The sequence below is a fragment of the Streptomyces sp. NPDC004065 genome (assembly GCF_044903565.1).
GTDB lineage: Bacteria > Actinomycetota > Actinomycetes > Streptomycetales > Streptomycetaceae > Streptomyces.
The window spans coordinates 222,082-238,097 of the sequence record NZ_JBJDQT010000004.1 but is presented as its reverse complement, the minus strand read 5'-3'; the positions used below and the strand labels follow the sequence as shown (position 1 = coordinate 238,097).

Sequence of the window (16,016 nt, the reverse complement as noted above, 5' to 3'; positions counted from 1 at the left end):
AGGTCCCCCCGTGCGGGACAGTGCAGACCCCCCTCGCACCGCCCGTGCAGACCTCTCGCGCGGGGCCGCGCAGGCTCCCCGCGCAGAGCCGCGCAGGGCCCAGAACCTCTGTCGCCGGGCTGCGCGGGTCCCCCCGTGCGGGGTGGTGAAGGTTCCCCTCGCGCGGGGCCGTACAGGCGCCCCGCACGGGGCCGAGTGGCCGTGCGCCGCACCAGCCGTGGGGGACGGCGCCGGTGCTCGGGGTTCGAGGTCCCCGCGCGCGGAGCCGTCCGGTCCGTGGCCACGGGGCCGCACCCCCGCCGTGCGCGCCGCGTGCGGACGCCCGCGCGTACGGCAGGCACTGGGCGCGAGCCGCGTACGGCAATGGGCGCAGGCCGGGTACGGCACCCTCAAATCAACCTCTGGAACCGGCCGTCCGGGGCTTGGGCCACCCCCGGCGCCGGGCAGGCTGTCTTCACGCGGGGCCCGCCGGCACGGGGGTGGCGGGCCCCTGTCCCTCGCGGGGGCCTCCATGGACGACGCCACGGCGAACCGGCTGCGGCCGCACCAGATCGCGATGCTGCGCGGCGGCCGGCGCGCCGCCGTCAAGGTCGCCGTCCTGGCCCTGCATCTGCGGGGCTCCGTCGGCGCCGGGCCGGGCGGGACCGCGCGCACCACGGGACCCGTCGGCGACGCGCGGGACCTGCCCGCCCTGACCCGGGCCGTGCACAGCGCGCTCTACCGGCCCGCGGGCACGGGGCAGTTGCCGGCCCGCAGGTCCGTCGCGACGGCGCTGGCCGGTCTGCGCCGCGAACTCGTCGCCGCCGGCCTGCTGCGCCGCTTCCCGCCCGGCCGTACGCGGCACGGCCGGCGGGCCCTGCGCACCCTGCGCCGCCTGCATCCGTTGCCCGCCGCCGCCGAGGGCGTCACGCCCGAGGACCGGCTGTACGCCGTCGCCCTGTACGGCGACCGGGCGCTGACCGCGCTCGTGCCGCGCTTCGCGCGGGACGCTGGCCTGCTGGGCCGCGGCGGGACCACGGAGCGGGAGCTGCGGCAGTCCTGGGGCAGCGGCGGCGGCAGCGGGGGCTTCACCTGCGGCTCGGTGTGAGCCGGCGGCGGGCCGCGCGCGGGCCGCCCCGGTGGACCGCCCGGGACTCGGCTGCCGGGCGGGCCCCGGACAGCCGCGCGCCCCCTGGGCGGCCGCGCGCGCCGGACGCCGTGGCGACGCGGCCCGGACGGCCCGGCGTTGCCACCGCACCGGCGCGAAAGGTGTCAAGGCTGGGCCCAAAGCGCCCCCCCCGGGTGGGTGAAGCGCCGGACAGACGGCGGTGAACGGGAGCACCATGGGACGGCTTTCCCGACCGCCACCCGGACGCGACGCCCTGGAGTGCGCCATGCCCGAGAGCGTGCCGGTGCGATGCCCGGCCTGCCGGCGCGAGCACGTCTACACCGCGCCCTCCTACCCGTGCGCGTGCGGCGTGCCGGTCGCCCCGCCGCTGGACCCGCGCGTCGCCCCCACGCCCGTGGCGCGCCGCGTCTGGGACGAGGACTGGATCACCGTCCGCTGCGCCTGCTGCGGCCGCCGCGACCAGTGGCCGCGCCCGGAGCTGGGCTGCCCGTGCGGGACGGTGCTGCGGATCGCGGTCTCCCGGGCGGACGGCGGCGCGTGGTCGCCCCGGGGCGGCGTGACGGCGGAGCCGGCCGGCGGGGCCGCGGGCCCGGGCCCGGGCCCGGCCGGCACGGCGCCCGGCGGCGCCCCGGCGCGGGCGGGCTTCCGGCCCGTGGCCATCCGCACCGCGCGCGACGCGGTCACCGACGCCGCGCTGTATCTGCGCTGGCTCGGCTACGAGGACATCCGGCGGGCCGACCAGCGGCCCCCGTCCGGCATCGGGCTCGCCGCCCGGGGGCTCGTGGCCCAGGTGGACCCGGCCGCGCAGCGGGCCTCGCTGCGGGACGTGGAGTGCCTGTGGCTGACCGCGATGACGGAGTCCGCAGGGTGCGCGTACTTCTCGCTCACCGGGTACAGCCACCAGGCCCGCGCGAGCGCCGACGCGCTGCTGCTGCCGCTGTTCCTGCTGGAACGCACGGGCGTCCCCCGCCCGGTCAACGCCCCCGCCGAGGCTCTGCACTCCACCGGCGCCCGCACCTGACCGGGCGGCCTGACAGCCGAGCGGCCGGGCGGCCTGACAGCCAGGCCGGCCGAGGCAGCCGAGCGGCCGGGCGGCACGCGGCCACCCGCCGCTCCGGCCGTACCGGCTGTGCCACCCGGTGCCGCCGGCCGCCCCCGACCGCCCCCACGACTCCCGCTCGCCGTACGCCTCCCGCTCGCCCCACGCCTCCCGCTCGGCCTACCCTTCCAGCTCGCCGTACGTCCGGCGCAGTTCCACCTTGCGTACCTTCCCGGACACGGTCATCGGGAAGGAGTCCATGACGCGCAGCAGGCTGGGGACCTTGTAGTGCGCCAGCCGTCCGTCGCAGAAGGCGCGCAGTTCCTCCAGCGTCAGCGGGTCGTCGGGGTCGCGCGGGATGACGCAGGCCAGCACCTCCTCCCCGTACCGCTCGTGCGGCACGCCGACGACCTGGACGTCGCGGATCTTCGGGTGGGCGTAGAGGAACTCCTCGATCTCGCGCGGGTAGATGTTCTCGCCGCCCCGGATGATCATGTCCTTGATCCGGCCGACGATCTCGACGTACCCGTCCTCGCGCATCACGGCCAGGTCGCCGGTGTGCATCCAGCGGGCCGCGTCGACGGCCTCGGCGGTCTTCTCCGGCTCCTCCCAGTAGCCGAGCATCACGCTGTAGCCGCGGGTGCACAGCTCGCCGGCCGTGCCCCGGGGCAGGGTGACGCCGGTGGCCGGGTCGGTCACCTTCACCTCGATGTGCGGCAGCACCCGGCCGACGGTGCCGGTGCGGTGCTCGAGGTCGTCGTCCATCCGGGTCTGCAGGGAGACCGGGGAGGTCTCCGTCATGCCGTAGCAGATGGACACCTGGGCCATGTGCATCTCGGCGACCACCCGCTTCATCACCTCCACCGGGCAGGGCGAGCCCGCCATGATGCCGGTGCGCAGGGTGGAGAGGTCGTAGGCGGCGAAGTCGGGCAGGTTCAGTTCGGCGATGAACATGGTGGGGACGCCGTACAGCGAGGTGCAGCGCTCCTGCTGCACGGCCTGAAGGGTCGCCCTCGGGTCGAAGGAGGGCGCCGGGATCACCAGGCACGCGCCGTGCGAGGTCGCCGCGAGGTTGCCCATCACCATGCCGAAGCAGTGGTAGAACGGCACCGGCACGCACACCCGGTCCTGCTCCGTGTAGGCGATCAACTCCCCCACGAAGTACCCGTTGTTGAGGATGTTGTGGTGGGAGAGCGTGGCGCCCTTGGGGAAGCCCGTGGTGCCCGAGGTGTACTGGATGTTGATGGGGTCGTCGCAGGACAGCTCGGCGGCGCGCCGCCGGAGTTCCTCCGCGTGTGCGGGTGTGCCGCGTGCGATCAGCGCGTCCCAGCTCGGGTCGCCGATGTGGACGGTTTCCCGCAACTGCGGGCAGTTGCCGCGCACTTGGTCCACCATCGCGCGGTAGTCGCTGGTCTTGTGCCGTACCGAGGCGAACAGCAGCGAGATGCCCGCCTGTTTGAGCACGTACTCGACCTCGTGCGTGCGGTAGGCCGGGTTGATGTTGACCATGATGGCGCCGACGCGCGCGGTGGCGTACTGGACCAGCACCCACTCCGCGCAGTTGACGGCCCAGATGCCCACCCGGTCGCCCTTGGCCACGCCGCTCGCGAGCAGCGCGTACGCCAGCGCGTCGACGTCCGCGGCGAACTCGGCGTAGGTCCAGCGCCGGCCGGAGGGCACGTCGACGAGCGCCTCCCGGCCCGGCCAGGCGGCGACGGCCCGGTCCAGGTTGGCGCCGATGGTGTCGCCGAGCAGGACCGTGCCGCTCGTTCCGTGCGCGTACGACAGTTGTGCGTACGGCAGTTGCGCGTACGGTTCCGAGAGTTCCGAGGTCACCGGAAGTCCTCCTCGCGGTACTCGTCGGCCGAGCCCGCGGCCGTGGCCTCGCGCAGCTCGATCCGGCGGATCTTGCCGGACACGGTCTTGGGCAGCTCGCCGAACTCCAGCCGGCGGATGCGCTTGTAGGGGGCGAGGACCTGGCGGGAGTGCTCGAAGAGCACCTTCGCGGTGTCGGATCCCGCCTCGAAGCCCTCGGCGAGCACGACGTACGCCTTGGGCACGGCCAGCCGCAGCGGGTCGGGGGCGGGCACGACCGCCGCCTCGGCCACCGCCTCGTGCTCCAGCAGGGCGCTCTCCAGCTCGAACGGGCTGATCTTGTAGTCGGAGGCCTTGAAGACGTCGTCGGAGCGGCCGATGTAGGTGAGGTAGCCGTCCTCGTCCCGGGAGGCGACGTCGCCGGTGCGGTAGTAGCCGCCGGCCATGGCCTCGGCCGTGCGGTCGGCGTCGCCGTGGTAGCCGGTCATCAGTCCGGCCGGGCGCGCGGACAGGTCGAGCGCGATCTCGCCCTCGGCGGCGCCCGGCGCGCCGGTCACCGGGTCGAGCAGCTCCACCCGGTAACCGGGGCTGGGCCGGCCCATGGAGCCCGTCTTCAGCGGCTGGCCGGGACTGTTGGAGACCTGCACGGCCGTCTCGGTCTGCCCGAAGCCGTCCCGGACGGTCCTGCCCCACGCCCGCCGTACCTGCTCGATGACCTCGGGGTTCAGCGGCTCGCCCGCGGCCACCACCTCCCGGGGCGGGGTGCGCAGCTGGGTGAGGTCGGCCTGGATGAGCATGCGCCACACGGTGGGCGGGGCGCAGAAGGTGGTGACGCCTGCGCGGTCCATCTCGGTCATCAGCCGGGCCGCGTCGAAGCGGGAGTAGTTGTGGATGAAGACGGTCGCCTCGGCGTTCCACGGGGCGAACAGGTTGGACCAGGCGTGCTTGGCCCAGCCGGGCGAGGAGATGTTCAGGTGCACGTCGCCGGGCCTGAGGCCGATCCAGTACATGGTGGCCAGGTGCCCGACCGGGTACGAGGTGTGGGTGTGCTCGACCAGCTTGGGGCGGGCGGTGGTGCCGGAGGTGAAGTAGAGCATCAGCGGGTCGTCGGCGAGGGTGGGCCCGTCCGGGAGGAAGCCGGCGGGGGCGGCGTACCCGTCCTCGTACGGCTGCCAGCCCTCCTCGGGCACGCCGCCGACGCTGATGCGGGTGTAGCCGCCGGGCACCTCGGCGAACTTCCCCGTGTCCGCGGCGCGCACGATCACGTGCGCGACCCGGCCGCGGTCGACCCGGTCGCGCAGGTCGGCGGGGCCGAGCAGCGGGGTGGCCGGGATGACGACCGCGCGCAGCTTCATCGCGGCGAGCGCGGTCTCCCACAGCTCGGCCTGGTTGCCGAGCATGACGAGGATCCGGTCCTCGGCGGCGACACCGCGCTCACGCAGCCAGTTCGCGATCCGGCCGGACCGCTCGGCCAGCTCGGCGAAGGACAGCCGGGTCTCGCCGCCGTCCTCCTCGACGATGTGCAGGGCGGTGCGGTCGTTGCCCTCGGCGATGACGTCGAACCAGTCCAGCGCCCAGTTGAAGTGCTCGAAGCGGGGCCACTGGAAGCCGGCGTAGGCCGTGGCGTAGTCCTCACGGTGCTCCAGCAGGAAGTCCCGGGCCCTGCGGAAGGTCTCCGTCGCCGTCGTCATCTGTCCTCCATGTACGGTCCCTCGGTTCCGGACCATTGCGGGGCGGCTCTGTCACATCGTGTAATCCGTGATGCGGGTCTCACTACCCCCGAACGGGGGTGTGGTGAGCACGGTGTCCGTGGAGAAGGGGCGAGCGGGTGACGGCGAACGCGTCCGGGGTGGCGGAGATCCGGGCCGCGCTGGTGCGGCTGCGGCGCACGACGGGTCTCCCGGTCGCCTTCGGCGGGCTGGTCGAGCCGGGCCGGCCCCGGGTGCGGATCAGCGAGCTGACCGGCACCTCGACGCCCGCGCTCAGCGCGCTCGCGGTGGCCTCCGGCAACGGGCTGGGCGGCAAGGCGGTGGCGCTCGCCCGCCCGTGCGCGGTGACGGACTACTCGCTCTCGCGGCAGATCAGCCACGAGTACGACGCCCCGGTCGCCGCGGAGGGGCTGCGCTCGGTCCTGGCGGTGCCCGTGGTGGTACGGCGCCGGGTGCGCGGGGTGCTGTACGGGGCGCTGCGCACCGCCCAGCCGCTGGGCGACCGCGTCCTGGGCGCGGCCGTGGCGGCGGCGCGGGACGTGGAGCAGGCGCTGGTGGTGCGGGAGGAGGCGCGGGACCTCATGGCGGCGGCCCGTCCGCTGCCGGCCGCGGACCCGGCGGCGCCCGGCGCCCCGTGGTCGGGCGCCCCGTGGTCCGGCGCGGCGTGGGAGGAGGTGCGCGAGGCGCACCGGGAGCTGCGCTCGCTGGCCCCGCGGGTCGCGGACCCGGCGCTGCGGGCGGAGGTGCTGCGGGTGTGCCGGCGGCTCGCGGGGGCCGCGCCCGCGGACCTCTGCCACGGGGCCGGGGAGACCGGCCGGGGCGTGGCGGGTGAGGCCGGGGCACACGGGCCTGCCGGGGCCGGCGGGCTGTCGCCCCGGGAGCTGGACGTGCTGGCGTGCGTGGCGACGGGCGCGACCAACGCGGCGGTGGCCGCACGGCTGGGCGTGCGGCCGGAGACGGTGAAGGGCTATCTGCGCTCGGCCATGCGCAAGCTCGGCGCCCACACCCGGGGCGAGGCGGTGGTCTGCGCCCGGCGTGCGGGTCTGCTGCCGTAGCACACCGGCCGGCGAGCTCGCGACCGCTCTCGACGGCCCGCGACCGCTCGCGACGGTCTCGAGGGCTCGCGACGATCTCGACGGCTCTCGACGATCTCTCAGGACAGAGCACCCCCGGAGTCCCTTCGGGGGTGCTCTTCCCTTTGTGCGGCGACGGCCGGAGTTTAAACGACTACCCCAGTTAAATACCAACTTTGATTGGTACTACTCTCCCCCCAAGGACACGGCACCCGTCGAAGACGGGTGTCTGGTTGAGGGAGGCATGACATATGGGAGCAGTACCGGCCGACCCCGGCGGGGGCGGCGGACCCACCGGGGACAAGCGGCCGCGGATGATCGCCCGCGGCTGGGTGCAGGCGGCGGTCCTCGTCACACTCGGCGGGTTCCTCGTCCTCGGTTTCCTGGCGTTCCGCACCTACGAGGCCCAGCCGCCGATCCCCGAGCGCACGGTCACCGCGAACGGCCGGGTCGTCTTCACCGGTGACGACGTGCGCGAGGGACAGAAGGTGTTCCTGCGCGCCGGCCTGATGCAGTACGGCTCGATCTACGGCCACGGCGCCTATCTGGGACCCGATTTCACGGCCGACTACCTGGACCGCAGTGCCCGGCTGGTGCGCGCCGCGTACACCCGCGACGGCGCGGCGGACGCCGGCGAGAGGACCGTCCGGGACTACCGGACCAACCGCTACGACGCCCGGACCGGCACCCTGGTGTGGAGCGACGCGCAGGCCGCCGCGTTCACCGAGCTGACCGGGCACTACGCCCGCCTGCTCGGCAGCCCCGACGGCAAGCAGGGCCTGCGGCCGAAGGCGATCACCGACCCCGGCGAGATCCACGACGTCACGGCCTACTTCGGCTGGACGGCCTGGACCGCCGCGGCCGAGCGCCCCGGCCACGACTACTCGTACACCAACAACTGGCCCTCCGAGCCCCTGGTCGGCAACGAGCCCACCGGTCACACCGTGACCTGGAGCGTGCTGTCGCTGATCTTCCTGCTGGCGGGCTCCGGCGCGCTGTTCGCGGCCTTCGGACGGTGGAACTTCCTCGGCTGGCACCGCCGCGACCACCGCGAACTGCGCTTCCACTCCCCCGACACGGTCCGGCTCACCCCGGCGCAGCGCACCACGGCCTGGTTCTTCCTGGTGATGGCCGCGCTGTTCCTGTGCCAGGCGCTGCTCGGCGCGGCGGCCCAGCACTACCGGGCCGACCTCGGCAGCTTCTTCGGCATCCCGCTGGACCGCTGGCTGCCGTACAACCTCGTGCGCACCTGGCACACCCAGCTGGCGATCTTCTGGGTGGTCACCTCCTTCCTGGCCATCGGCATCTTCATCACCCCGCTGATCGCCCGGGGCTGGGAGCCGCGCAGGCAGGCCCTGCTGACCAGGGCGCTGCTCGGCGCGCTGGTCGTCGTGGTCAGCGGCAGCCTGCTCGGCGAGCTGGCCGGGCAGCGCGGGGGGCTCGGCCGGCTGTGGAGCGTGCTGGGCAACCAGGGCTGGGAGTACCTGGACCTGGGCCGGCTGTGGCAGATCCTGCTGACCCTCGGCATGGTGATCTGGGTGGTGATCCTCTTCCGCGGGCTGCGGCGCAGGCTGCGGCAGGAGAGCGTCGCCAACATGCCGTGGCTGTTCTTCCTGGCCGCGCTCGCCCTGCCCGCGTTCTACGCGGTGGGCCTGCTGGCGGGCCCCGAGTCGCAGTTCACCGCGGCCGACTTCTGGCGCTTCATCGTGGTGCACCTGTGGGTCGAGGACTTCATGGAGCTGTTCACCACGGCCACGGTCGCCTACCTGTTCGTCCTGCTCGGCGTGGTCCGGGAGCGGGTCGCCCTCGCGGTGATCTTCCTGGACATCGTGCTGTACGGCGCGGGAGGTGTCATCGGCACCATGCACCACCTGTACTTCTCGGGCGAGCCCGCCGAGCACCTGGCGCTGGGCGCGACGTTCTCCGCGCTGGAAGTGGTGCCGCTGCTCTTCCTCACCGTGGAGGCGTGGGGCTTCCTGCAGATCGGCGCCCGCCGCCAGAGCCTCTCGGACACGCCGTTCCCGCACCGCTGGGCGGTGATGTTCCTGGCGGCCGTCGGCTTCTGGAACTTCCTCGGCGCCGGCGTCTTCGGCTTCCTGGTCAACCTGCCGATCGTCTCGTACTACGAGATGGGCACCGGTCTGACCGCCAACCACGCGCACGCCGCCATGATGGGCGTGTACGGGATGCTGGCGGTCGGGTTCGCGCTGTTCGCGCTGCGCTACCTCATCCCCGAGGACCGCTGGTCGGACCGCTGGCCCCGGCTGGCCTTCTGGTCGCTCAACCTGGGACTGGCCTGGATGTCCTTCGCCACCCTGCTGCCCGGTGGCGCCCTCCAGCTCTACCAGGTGGTCCAGAGCGGCTACGCCGACGCGCGCAGCCTCGGCTACCTCCAGGGCGACACCAATGTGTTCCTCGAGTGGCTGCGCCTGCCCGGAGACGTGGTGTTCCTCGTCGGCGGCGTACTGCCGCTGCTGTGGATGACCTGGCTGGGCGTACGCCACCGGACCGGGCGGACCCGGCGGCCGGACGACGCCGAGGCGAGCCTGCTGTTCACCGAGGCCGGACCCGCGGCGGACGGGGAGGGCGACGCGGCGGGCGAGGACCCGGCGGACGGGCACGGCGCCGGGGCGGGCGAGGATCCCGCGGACGGTTCCGCGGGAACGGGCGCCCCGGAGGCGGTGACCCCGTGAGCGCCGAGACGCTGCTCGCCGCCGGCTATGTGGCGGTGCTGTGGGTGGTGGCCCTCGGGCTGGACCTCTACGGCCGTCAGACCACCGCCGCCTGGGAGTCCCGCGTCTTCACCGGCTACCACCGGGCCGTCGACCAGACTCCCCCGGCGGTCGGCGCCGACACCTGGCCGCACTCCGAGGTGCACCGCTTCCACCGGGCCTTCTCGCTGTTCGTCTGCGTGGTCGGGGTCGTCCTGGCGGGCGCCGAGACGGTCCGCCATCACGCACCGGCCGAGATCGCGCTCCTGGCGGCGGTGTGCGCTCCGCACTGCGTGCTGCTCGCCCTGCTGGGGCGCAGGCTGCGCCGGACGAGGTGCACGCCGCCCGGGTGAGCGGCGGCCGCGGGCGGGACGCGTCGGGCGCCTCGGGGGTCGGAACGCGGCCGCGGGGGTGGGAAACGGTACTTGCCGCACTACATAGAAACGGTACTTACTGTTTCTAACCCCCGCGGCCGTATCATTCCCGTATGGCTCCCCGACGACAGCTCACCGACCCCGGCACCGCCGCCCCGGCCCAGCGGGGGCGGCGCGCGGCCGTCCTCCAGCTGCTGCGGGAGGCGGACGGGCCGCTCGGCGTGGCCGAGGTGGCCGAGCGCGTCGGCGTCCACCTCAACACCGCCCGCTTCCACCTGGACGCCCTGGCCGCCGACGGCCTGGCGGCCCGCGGCACCGCGCCGCGCGACGAGCCGGGGCGGCCGAAGGTCGTCTACTCGGCCGTGCCCACCGAGGGCCCGGACGGCTCGCGCAGCTTCCGCCTGCTGTCCGACATCCTCCTCGGCGTCGTCTCCGCCTCGGTGGAGGATCCGGTGGCCGCCGCCACCCGGGCCGGTCACTCCTGGGGCGCGTACCTGACCGACGCCCCGGCGCCCACCGAGCGCGTCGGCGCCGAGGAGGGCGAGCGCAGGCTGGTGGCGACGCTGGAGGACATCGGCTTCGTCGCGGAGCCGGAGCCGGAGCCGGAGCCGGACCCCGAGCCGGGGTCCGGGCCCGAGCCCGGGCCCGGGCCGCGATCCGTGGCGGAGGCGTCCGAGCAGGAGGCGTCCGGACCGGAGACGTCCGGGCAGAGGCCCTCGCCCGGCGCCGAGCGGCGGCTGCGGCTGCACCACTGCCCGTTCCGCGAGGTGGCCCAGCGCCGCCCGGACATCGTCTGCGCCATCCATCTGGGACTGATGCGGGGCACCGTGGAGACCCTGCGCGCACCGCTGGCCGCGGAGGGCCTGGAGCCGTTCGTCACCCCGCACCTGTGCGTGGCCACCCTGCGGCGCACCGACACGGCCGGCTCCCGCGGCTGAATCCCCGCGCAGGCCCCCGCGGAGGCCCCGGCACGGCGCCGGCGTCCACCCGCCGGCTACGCCGTGGTGCCGATCTCCTCGGCGATCCGGTCGATCAGGCCGTCCAGGACGCGCTCGGCCTGCTCCGGGTCGAAGTCCTCGCCCAGCCGCTTGCGCACCCCGTCGTCGCTGAGCAGGTGGTGCACGGCCGGCGTCACCCCGTGCCGGGCCAGGCAGCTGCGGGCGCACTGGAGCACGCAGCCGTCGACGGCGATCACCGGCCGGTCGCCGCGCGCCTTGCGGACCAGGCTCGGCACGTCCCCGCCGACGCCGGCGATGCACGACATCTCGGCGATCCCGCGCCGGTCGAGCTGGACCGCGATCCAGTTCGTCATCTGCGCCGCGCTGGAGCAGCCGGAGCAGGAGTAGACAAGGGGCAGGTCACGGCGACGGGTCACCAAGGCGGGCCTCACTCAACGCAGCACTCGACGCCGTACTCGACACGGCGGGAACGACGCGAGCCTAGGACGGGCGGGCGGGCGGAATCCTGGGCCGGCCGGGGTCCGGAAAGGTCCGTTCGGGCCTTGTGAGCTGTTGTTCCTCGGTCACCTTGTTATTTCCCTCACCGCCCTGACCCCCCTCACGGCAAAGGTGCGCTGCCTAAGATTGGCCTGGACGCGACATAAGAGGGGAGCGGCGGTCCGTGGGAGGAGACTTCATGGAGCCGGGCAGACCCCGCACCGACGTCCTGATCGGCCGGGAGGAACTGCTCGCGGCGGCGCGCGAGCAGCTCTCGCGCGGGGGCAGCGTGGTCGTCCAGGGTCCCGCCGGAATCGGCAAGTCGACCGTGCTGCGGACCCTGGCCACGGAGCAGTCCGGCACCGCCCGGACCGTGCTGCGCTGCACCGCCACCGAGTCCGAGTCCCACCTGCCCTTCCTCGCCCTGGCCGACCTGTTCGGCCTGGTCCTGGACGAGGTGTCGGCCGGCCTGCCCGCCGCCCAGCGCACCGCCCTGGAGTCGGCGCTCACCGGACGCGGCGAGTCCAGCCTCCAGCGCGACGGGCTCGCCCTGCGCCTGGCGGTGCTGTCCGCGCTGCGCGCGCTCGCCGCCAAGGGCCCGGTGCTGGTCGTCGCCGACGACCTCCAGTGGCTGGATTCGGCCAGCGCCGAACTGCTCGGCTTCGCCGCCCGCCGGCTGGGCGAGACACCCGTGCAGATGCTGTGCGCGGTGCGTACCGAGGACGAGGACTGGGACCGCCATCTGCGCGCCTGCCCGCCCGACACCCTCGCCGTCCGGATCGGGCCGCTCTCGCGCGCCCAGGTCTCCGCCCTGCTCGACCAGCGCGGCTACACCGGCCTGCCCCGCTCCACCGTCCGTGACATCCACCGCACCAGCGGCGGCAACCCGCTGTTCGCCCTGGAACTCGGCCGTGCCCTGGCCGAGAACCCCACCCCGCCCCGGCCGGGCGAGCCGCTGCCGGTGCCCACCTCGCTGCGCGCGCTGGTGCTCAGCCGTCTGGAGATGCTGTCCGACGAGGCCCGCCGCACCCTGCTCGTGGCCAGCGCCGGCGCCCGCCCCACCCCGGCCCTGCTGCACGCGGCCGGCCGGGAGAACGCCGAGGCCGAGTGCGCCCAGGCCGCCGCGCTCGGGCTGCTGGCCACCGAGCCCGAGGGCCCGGCCGTACGGTTCGCGCACCCCCTGATATCCGCCGCGCTGTACGCCGAGGCGCCCGCCCGGGAGCGCCGCGCCGCCCACGCCGCGCTGTCCACGGCCGCCTCCGACCCCATCGAGCGCGCCCGCCATCTGGCGCTCTCCAGCAGCGGCACCGATCCGCGGGTGGCCGCCCGGCTGGCCGAGGCGGCCGAACTGGCCCGGGACCGCGGGGCGCCGTCGGTGGCCGCCTCGCTCTCCCTGCTCGCCGCCCGGCACACCCCCGCCGACGGCGCCCCGAACCCGGACATCCGGCGCCTGGAGGCGGCCGAGGACTCCATCACGGCCGGCGAGGTGGACATCGCCCGGGACATCGCCCGCGAGGTGCTGACCCGGGCCACCGCGCCCGCCGACCGGGTGCGGGCGTGGATGGTGGTCATCGAGGCGGCCGGCCAGGCCCTCGGGGACGTCGACGCGGTGTTCCCGCAGGCGCTGGCCGACGCCGGGAACGACCCGCGGCTGCTCGCCCTGGTCCACTACCAGCTGGCCTGGCGCGCCCTGGTGGTGGAGGGCGACTTCGCCGAGGCCCGCGAGGAGGCCGCGCATGCCGCCGAGCTCGCCGCGCGCGGCCGGGACCGGCGCACCGAGCTCATGGCGCTCGCCTTCCAGTCCTCCACCGAGACCCTGATGGGCCACCCGGACGCGCCGCTCACCATCAGGCGCGCGCTGAAGGAGCCCCAGGACCCCTATGTGGCCTGCCACCACAACGGCGTCGGCTCGGCCCGTTTCCGCTGGCTGCTGATGAGCGACCAGCTGACCGAGGCCCGGGCCACCATCACCGCGCTGCTGCGCGAGGTGCGGCGGCGCGGCATGGTCGAGAGCGAGGTGCACTACCTGCGGATGCTCGCCGAGACCGAACTGCGCGCCGGGCACTGCGGCCGCGCCCTGGACCTGGCCCGCGAGAGCCTGCGGCTGGCCCGGGACACCGGCATCGGCGAGGGCGCCTCCGCGATGCTGGCCTGCTTCGCCGAGGCCTCCGGCGGCGACACCGGGCGGGCGCTCGCCCTGGCCCGGGAGGCGGTGGAGCACGCCGAGGAGGACGGCGACCAGATGTACCTCTCGCGCGCCCTGGCCGCCCTGGGATACGCCCAGTTCGTCGCCGGGGACGCGCGGTCCGCCGTGGCGGCGCTGCGCCAGGTGCGGGAGCTGGAGCAGGGGCTCGGCGTCACCGACCCGGCGCGCGGGCGCTGGCACGGCGACCTGGCCGAGGCCCTGGTGCGCATCGGGGAGCCGGCGGAGGCGCAGCAGGTCGTCGACGCGGCCCGGGAGCACGCGGTGCGGCTGGGCCGGGAGAGCGTGCTGGCCGTGCTCGACCGGTCCGAGGCGCTGGTGCGGGCGGCGCGCGGTGACCACGACGGCGCCGTAACGCAGCTGACGTCGGCGCAGGACCGGCTGGCCAGGCTGGGGCACGGACTGGAGGAGGCCCGGGCGGCGTTCGCGCTGGCCCGGCTGCGCGCCGCCGCGCGGGCTTCCGGGCCGGCCCGGCCGGGGGCGCGGGCCGTACCGGGTCCGACGGCGTACGACGAGGCCGCGCGGCTGTTCCGGCGGTGCCGGGCGCTGCCGTGGCTGCGCCAGGTGGACGAGGCCGCCGCCACCCCACCTGCGGAACCGGAAGCCGCCGGCGCGGCGCTGGACGGGCTGGCCGCGATGGAGCGTCAGGTGGCCGCCCTGGTCATGGAGGGGGCGACCAACCGGGAGATCGCGGCCCGGCTGTACGTCAGCGTGAAGACGGTCGAGGCGACCCTCACCCGGGTCTACCGCAAGCTGGGGATCCGTTCGCGGGTGGACATCGTCCGATTGGCGGCGGGCCGGCGCGCGAAGTGAGCACGGCGCGGGTTGACTGACCGGGTGGACGCGGTGACGGCCGCCGGCCGCCTCCGGCACGGCGGCCTCGCGCGCCACGGGACGACCGGGGACCGCCGAACGGGACCGGACCACCGGGCAGGACGTGACCACCGGGTGGGACCGAGGGTTTTCCCTGCCCAACTCCGTTAGGGGGTTCCCTCATTGGGAGGCGGGTGCGCCCGGTCCTAGCGTAAGGGGCGTGCCGCTCGCCCGGGCACACGGGGTTCCGAGCGCAGATCCCAGGACTTGCGTGCTCCACCCCCACCCGCGCGACCCCCCACCGGCCAGCCCTCGAGGAGACGCATGTTCCGCCTCACCCGAGCCAGACGGACCGCCGCCGCGCTGACGGCCGCCGGCGCCGCCGCCGCGACCGCGCTGCTGACCGCCCCCACCGCGGTCGCCGCACCGGAGCCCATCGTCGGCGGCACCACGACCACCACCACCGCGTACCCCTTCGTCATGCAGATCACCGACGCCGCCGGAAACCAGTTCTGCGGCGGCACCCTGGTGGCGGCCAGGAAGGTGGTCACCGCCGCGCACTGCATGGTCGGCGAGACCACGAGCAGCGTCCGCGTCGTGGGCGGGCGCACCTATCTCAACGGCACCAACGGCACGGTGAGCAAGGTCAGCAGGATCTGGGTGAACCCGGACTACACCGACGCCACCAACGGCGACGACGTGGCCGTGCTGACCCTGTCGACGTCCATGCCGTACTCCACGGCCAGGTACGTCTCCGCCTCGGACACGGGCGTGTACGCGGCCGGTACCACCGCGCGCATCCTCGGCTGGGGCACCACCTCGGAGAGCGGAAGCTCCTCCAACCAACTGCGGACCGCGACGGTTCCCGTCGTGTCCGACGCGAGCTGCCGCGGCTCGTACGGCTCCGACTTCGTCGCGAGCGACATGGTGTGCGCCGGATACTCCTCCGGCGGCGTGGACACCTGCCAGGGCGACAGCGGCGGTCCCCTGCTCATCGGGGGCGTCCTGGCAGGGATCACTTCCTGGGGCAACGGCTGCGCCGAGGCGGGTTATCCGGGTGTCTACACCCGGCTGACCACCTTCTCCGGCCTGGTGAGCGCGCAGGTCGCGTCCTGAGCCGTGCCCCGGCGGCCGACTCCTGAGGGGACCGCCCTCAGGTGAGTGCCAGGGGGCGTTGCGAGCCACCACGAGCGGCCCGCAACGCCCCCTATCCAAGCGGCCCGACGCCCCCTCTTCCCCGGGGTCCTACGCCCTTCTCACAAGTCGGCGCCCGCTTCCCACGGGTCGGCGCGACGGCCGCCGTCCGGTCAGCGGTTCGGGTCGGCGGCGGTGATCTCGGCCAGGGTCGTCCGGGTGTCCTCCGTGGTGGCGAGGTCGCCGAGGCTGACCATGCCGACCGGGCAGCCGCCGTGCTCGACCACGGGCAGCCGGCGCACCGCGTACCGGCGCATCAGTTCCGCGGCGTGGTCGGTGGTGTCGTCCGGGGTGAGGGTGGCCACGGGAGGGCGGGTGCAGACGGAGCCCGCGGTCGCCTCGTGGGGGTCGCGACCGTCGGCCACGGCCCGGATCACGATGTCGCGGTCGGTGAGGACGCCGAACAGATCGCAGTCGTAGGCGACCAGCACGTCTCCCACGTTCTGCTCGCGCATCACACGGGCCGCGCGCTCCAGCGTGGTCATCGGCTCGACGGCCACCGCGCCGGGGGACATCACGTCGCGTACTCGCCGGGTCATGG

The 16,016-nt window shown here is 74.8% G+C and carries 12 protein-coding genes; 8 read left to right on the top strand and 4 right to left on the bottom strand.

The features are described from left to right. Nucleotides 1–511 precede the first annotated feature (511 nt). Both ACI2LW_RS08350 and ACI2LW_RS08345 read left to right on the top strand, forming a co-directional pair. Nucleotides 512–1,087: a TIGR04222 domain-containing membrane protein gene (locus ACI2LW_RS08350; RefSeq protein WP_404730374.1), complete on the top strand. Its 576-nt coding sequence runs from the start codon at nt 512–514 to the stop codon at nt 1,085–1,087. A 286-nt stretch (nt 1,088–1,373) separates the two neighbouring features. Then, nucleotides 1,374–2,129, top strand: coding sequence for a hypothetical protein (locus tag ACI2LW_RS08345; RefSeq protein WP_404730373.1), 756 nt, complete (start codon nt 1,374–1,376; stop codon nt 2,127–2,129). 198 nt (nt 2,130–2,327) lie between these two features. Here the strand turns inward: ACI2LW_RS08345 and ACI2LW_RS08340 are convergent, their stop codons facing one another. Both ACI2LW_RS08340 and ACI2LW_RS08335 read right to left on the bottom strand, forming a co-directional pair. Next, nucleotides 2,328–3,983 carry an AMP-binding protein gene (locus tag ACI2LW_RS08340; protein ID WP_404730372.1) on the bottom strand — a complete coding sequence of 552 codons (1,656 nt, stop codon included), beginning with the start codon at nt 3,981–3,983 and terminating at the stop codon, nt 2,328–2,330. Beyond that, entirely contained in the window at nt 3,980–5,653 is a 1,674-nt protein-coding gene (locus tag ACI2LW_RS08335) for an AMP-binding protein (protein WP_404730371.1), read from the bottom strand. Before ACI2LW_RS08335 ends, ACI2LW_RS08340 begins: the two co-directional genes overlap by 4 nt. 137 nt (nt 5,654–5,790) lie before the next feature. Between ACI2LW_RS08335 and ACI2LW_RS08330 the strand changes: the two genes are divergently transcribed. From ACI2LW_RS08330 to ACI2LW_RS08315, 4 genes are all read left to right on the top strand, one after another. Next, complete coding sequence (locus ACI2LW_RS08330) at nt 5,791–6,726, top strand: response regulator transcription factor (RefSeq protein WP_404730370.1); 936 nt, start codon at nt 5,791–5,793, stop codon at nt 6,724–6,726. A 269-nt stretch (nt 6,727–6,995) separates the two neighbouring features. After that, nucleotides 6,996–9,437 carry a nitric-oxide reductase large subunit gene (locus tag ACI2LW_RS08325; protein ID WP_404730369.1) on the top strand — a complete coding sequence of 814 codons (2,442 nt, stop codon included), beginning with the start codon at nt 6,996–6,998 and terminating at the stop codon, nt 9,435–9,437. Further along, complete coding sequence (locus tag ACI2LW_RS08320; RefSeq protein WP_404730368.1) at nt 9,434–9,808, top strand: hypothetical protein; 375 nt, start codon at nt 9,434–9,436, stop codon at nt 9,806–9,808. The genes ACI2LW_RS08325 and ACI2LW_RS08320 overlap by 4 nt, the downstream gene beginning before the upstream one ends. Nucleotides 9,809–9,942: 134 nt before the next feature. Continuing rightward, nucleotides 9,943–10,767 (top strand): helix-turn-helix transcriptional regulator, encoded by an 825-nt coding sequence (locus ACI2LW_RS08315; protein ID WP_404730367.1) that lies wholly within the window; start codon nt 9,943–9,945, stop codon nt 10,765–10,767. A 56-nt stretch (nt 10,768–10,823) separates the two neighbouring features. On the opposite strand, the gene ACI2LW_RS08310 is transcribed toward ACI2LW_RS08315, so the two are convergent. Beyond that, nucleotides 10,824–11,204, bottom strand: coding sequence for a putative zinc-binding protein (locus ACI2LW_RS08310; RefSeq protein WP_404730366.1), 381 nt, complete (start codon nt 11,202–11,204; stop codon nt 10,824–10,826). Between the two features lie 260 nt (nt 11,205–11,464). On the opposite strand from ACI2LW_RS08310, the gene ACI2LW_RS08305 reads away from it, so the two are divergent. Continuing rightward, on the top strand, nt 11,465–14,281 hold the full coding sequence (locus ACI2LW_RS08305; RefSeq protein ID WP_404730365.1) for an ATP-binding protein: 2,817 nt from the start codon (nt 11,465–11,467) through the stop codon (nt 14,279–14,281). Between the two features lie 324 nt (nt 14,282–14,605). After that, entirely contained in the window at nt 14,606–15,397 is a 792-nt protein-coding gene (locus ACI2LW_RS08300) for a S1 family peptidase (RefSeq protein WP_404730364.1), read from the top strand. Nucleotides 15,398–15,588: 191 nt separating this feature from the next. Here the strand turns inward: ACI2LW_RS08300 and ACI2LW_RS08295 are convergent, their stop codons facing one another. Continuing rightward, on the bottom strand, nt 15,589–16,014 hold the full coding sequence (locus ACI2LW_RS08295) for a CBS domain-containing protein (protein ID WP_404730363.1): 426 nt from the start codon (nt 16,012–16,014) through the stop codon (nt 15,589–15,591). Between the last annotated feature and the right edge of the window lie 2 nt (nt 16,015–16,016).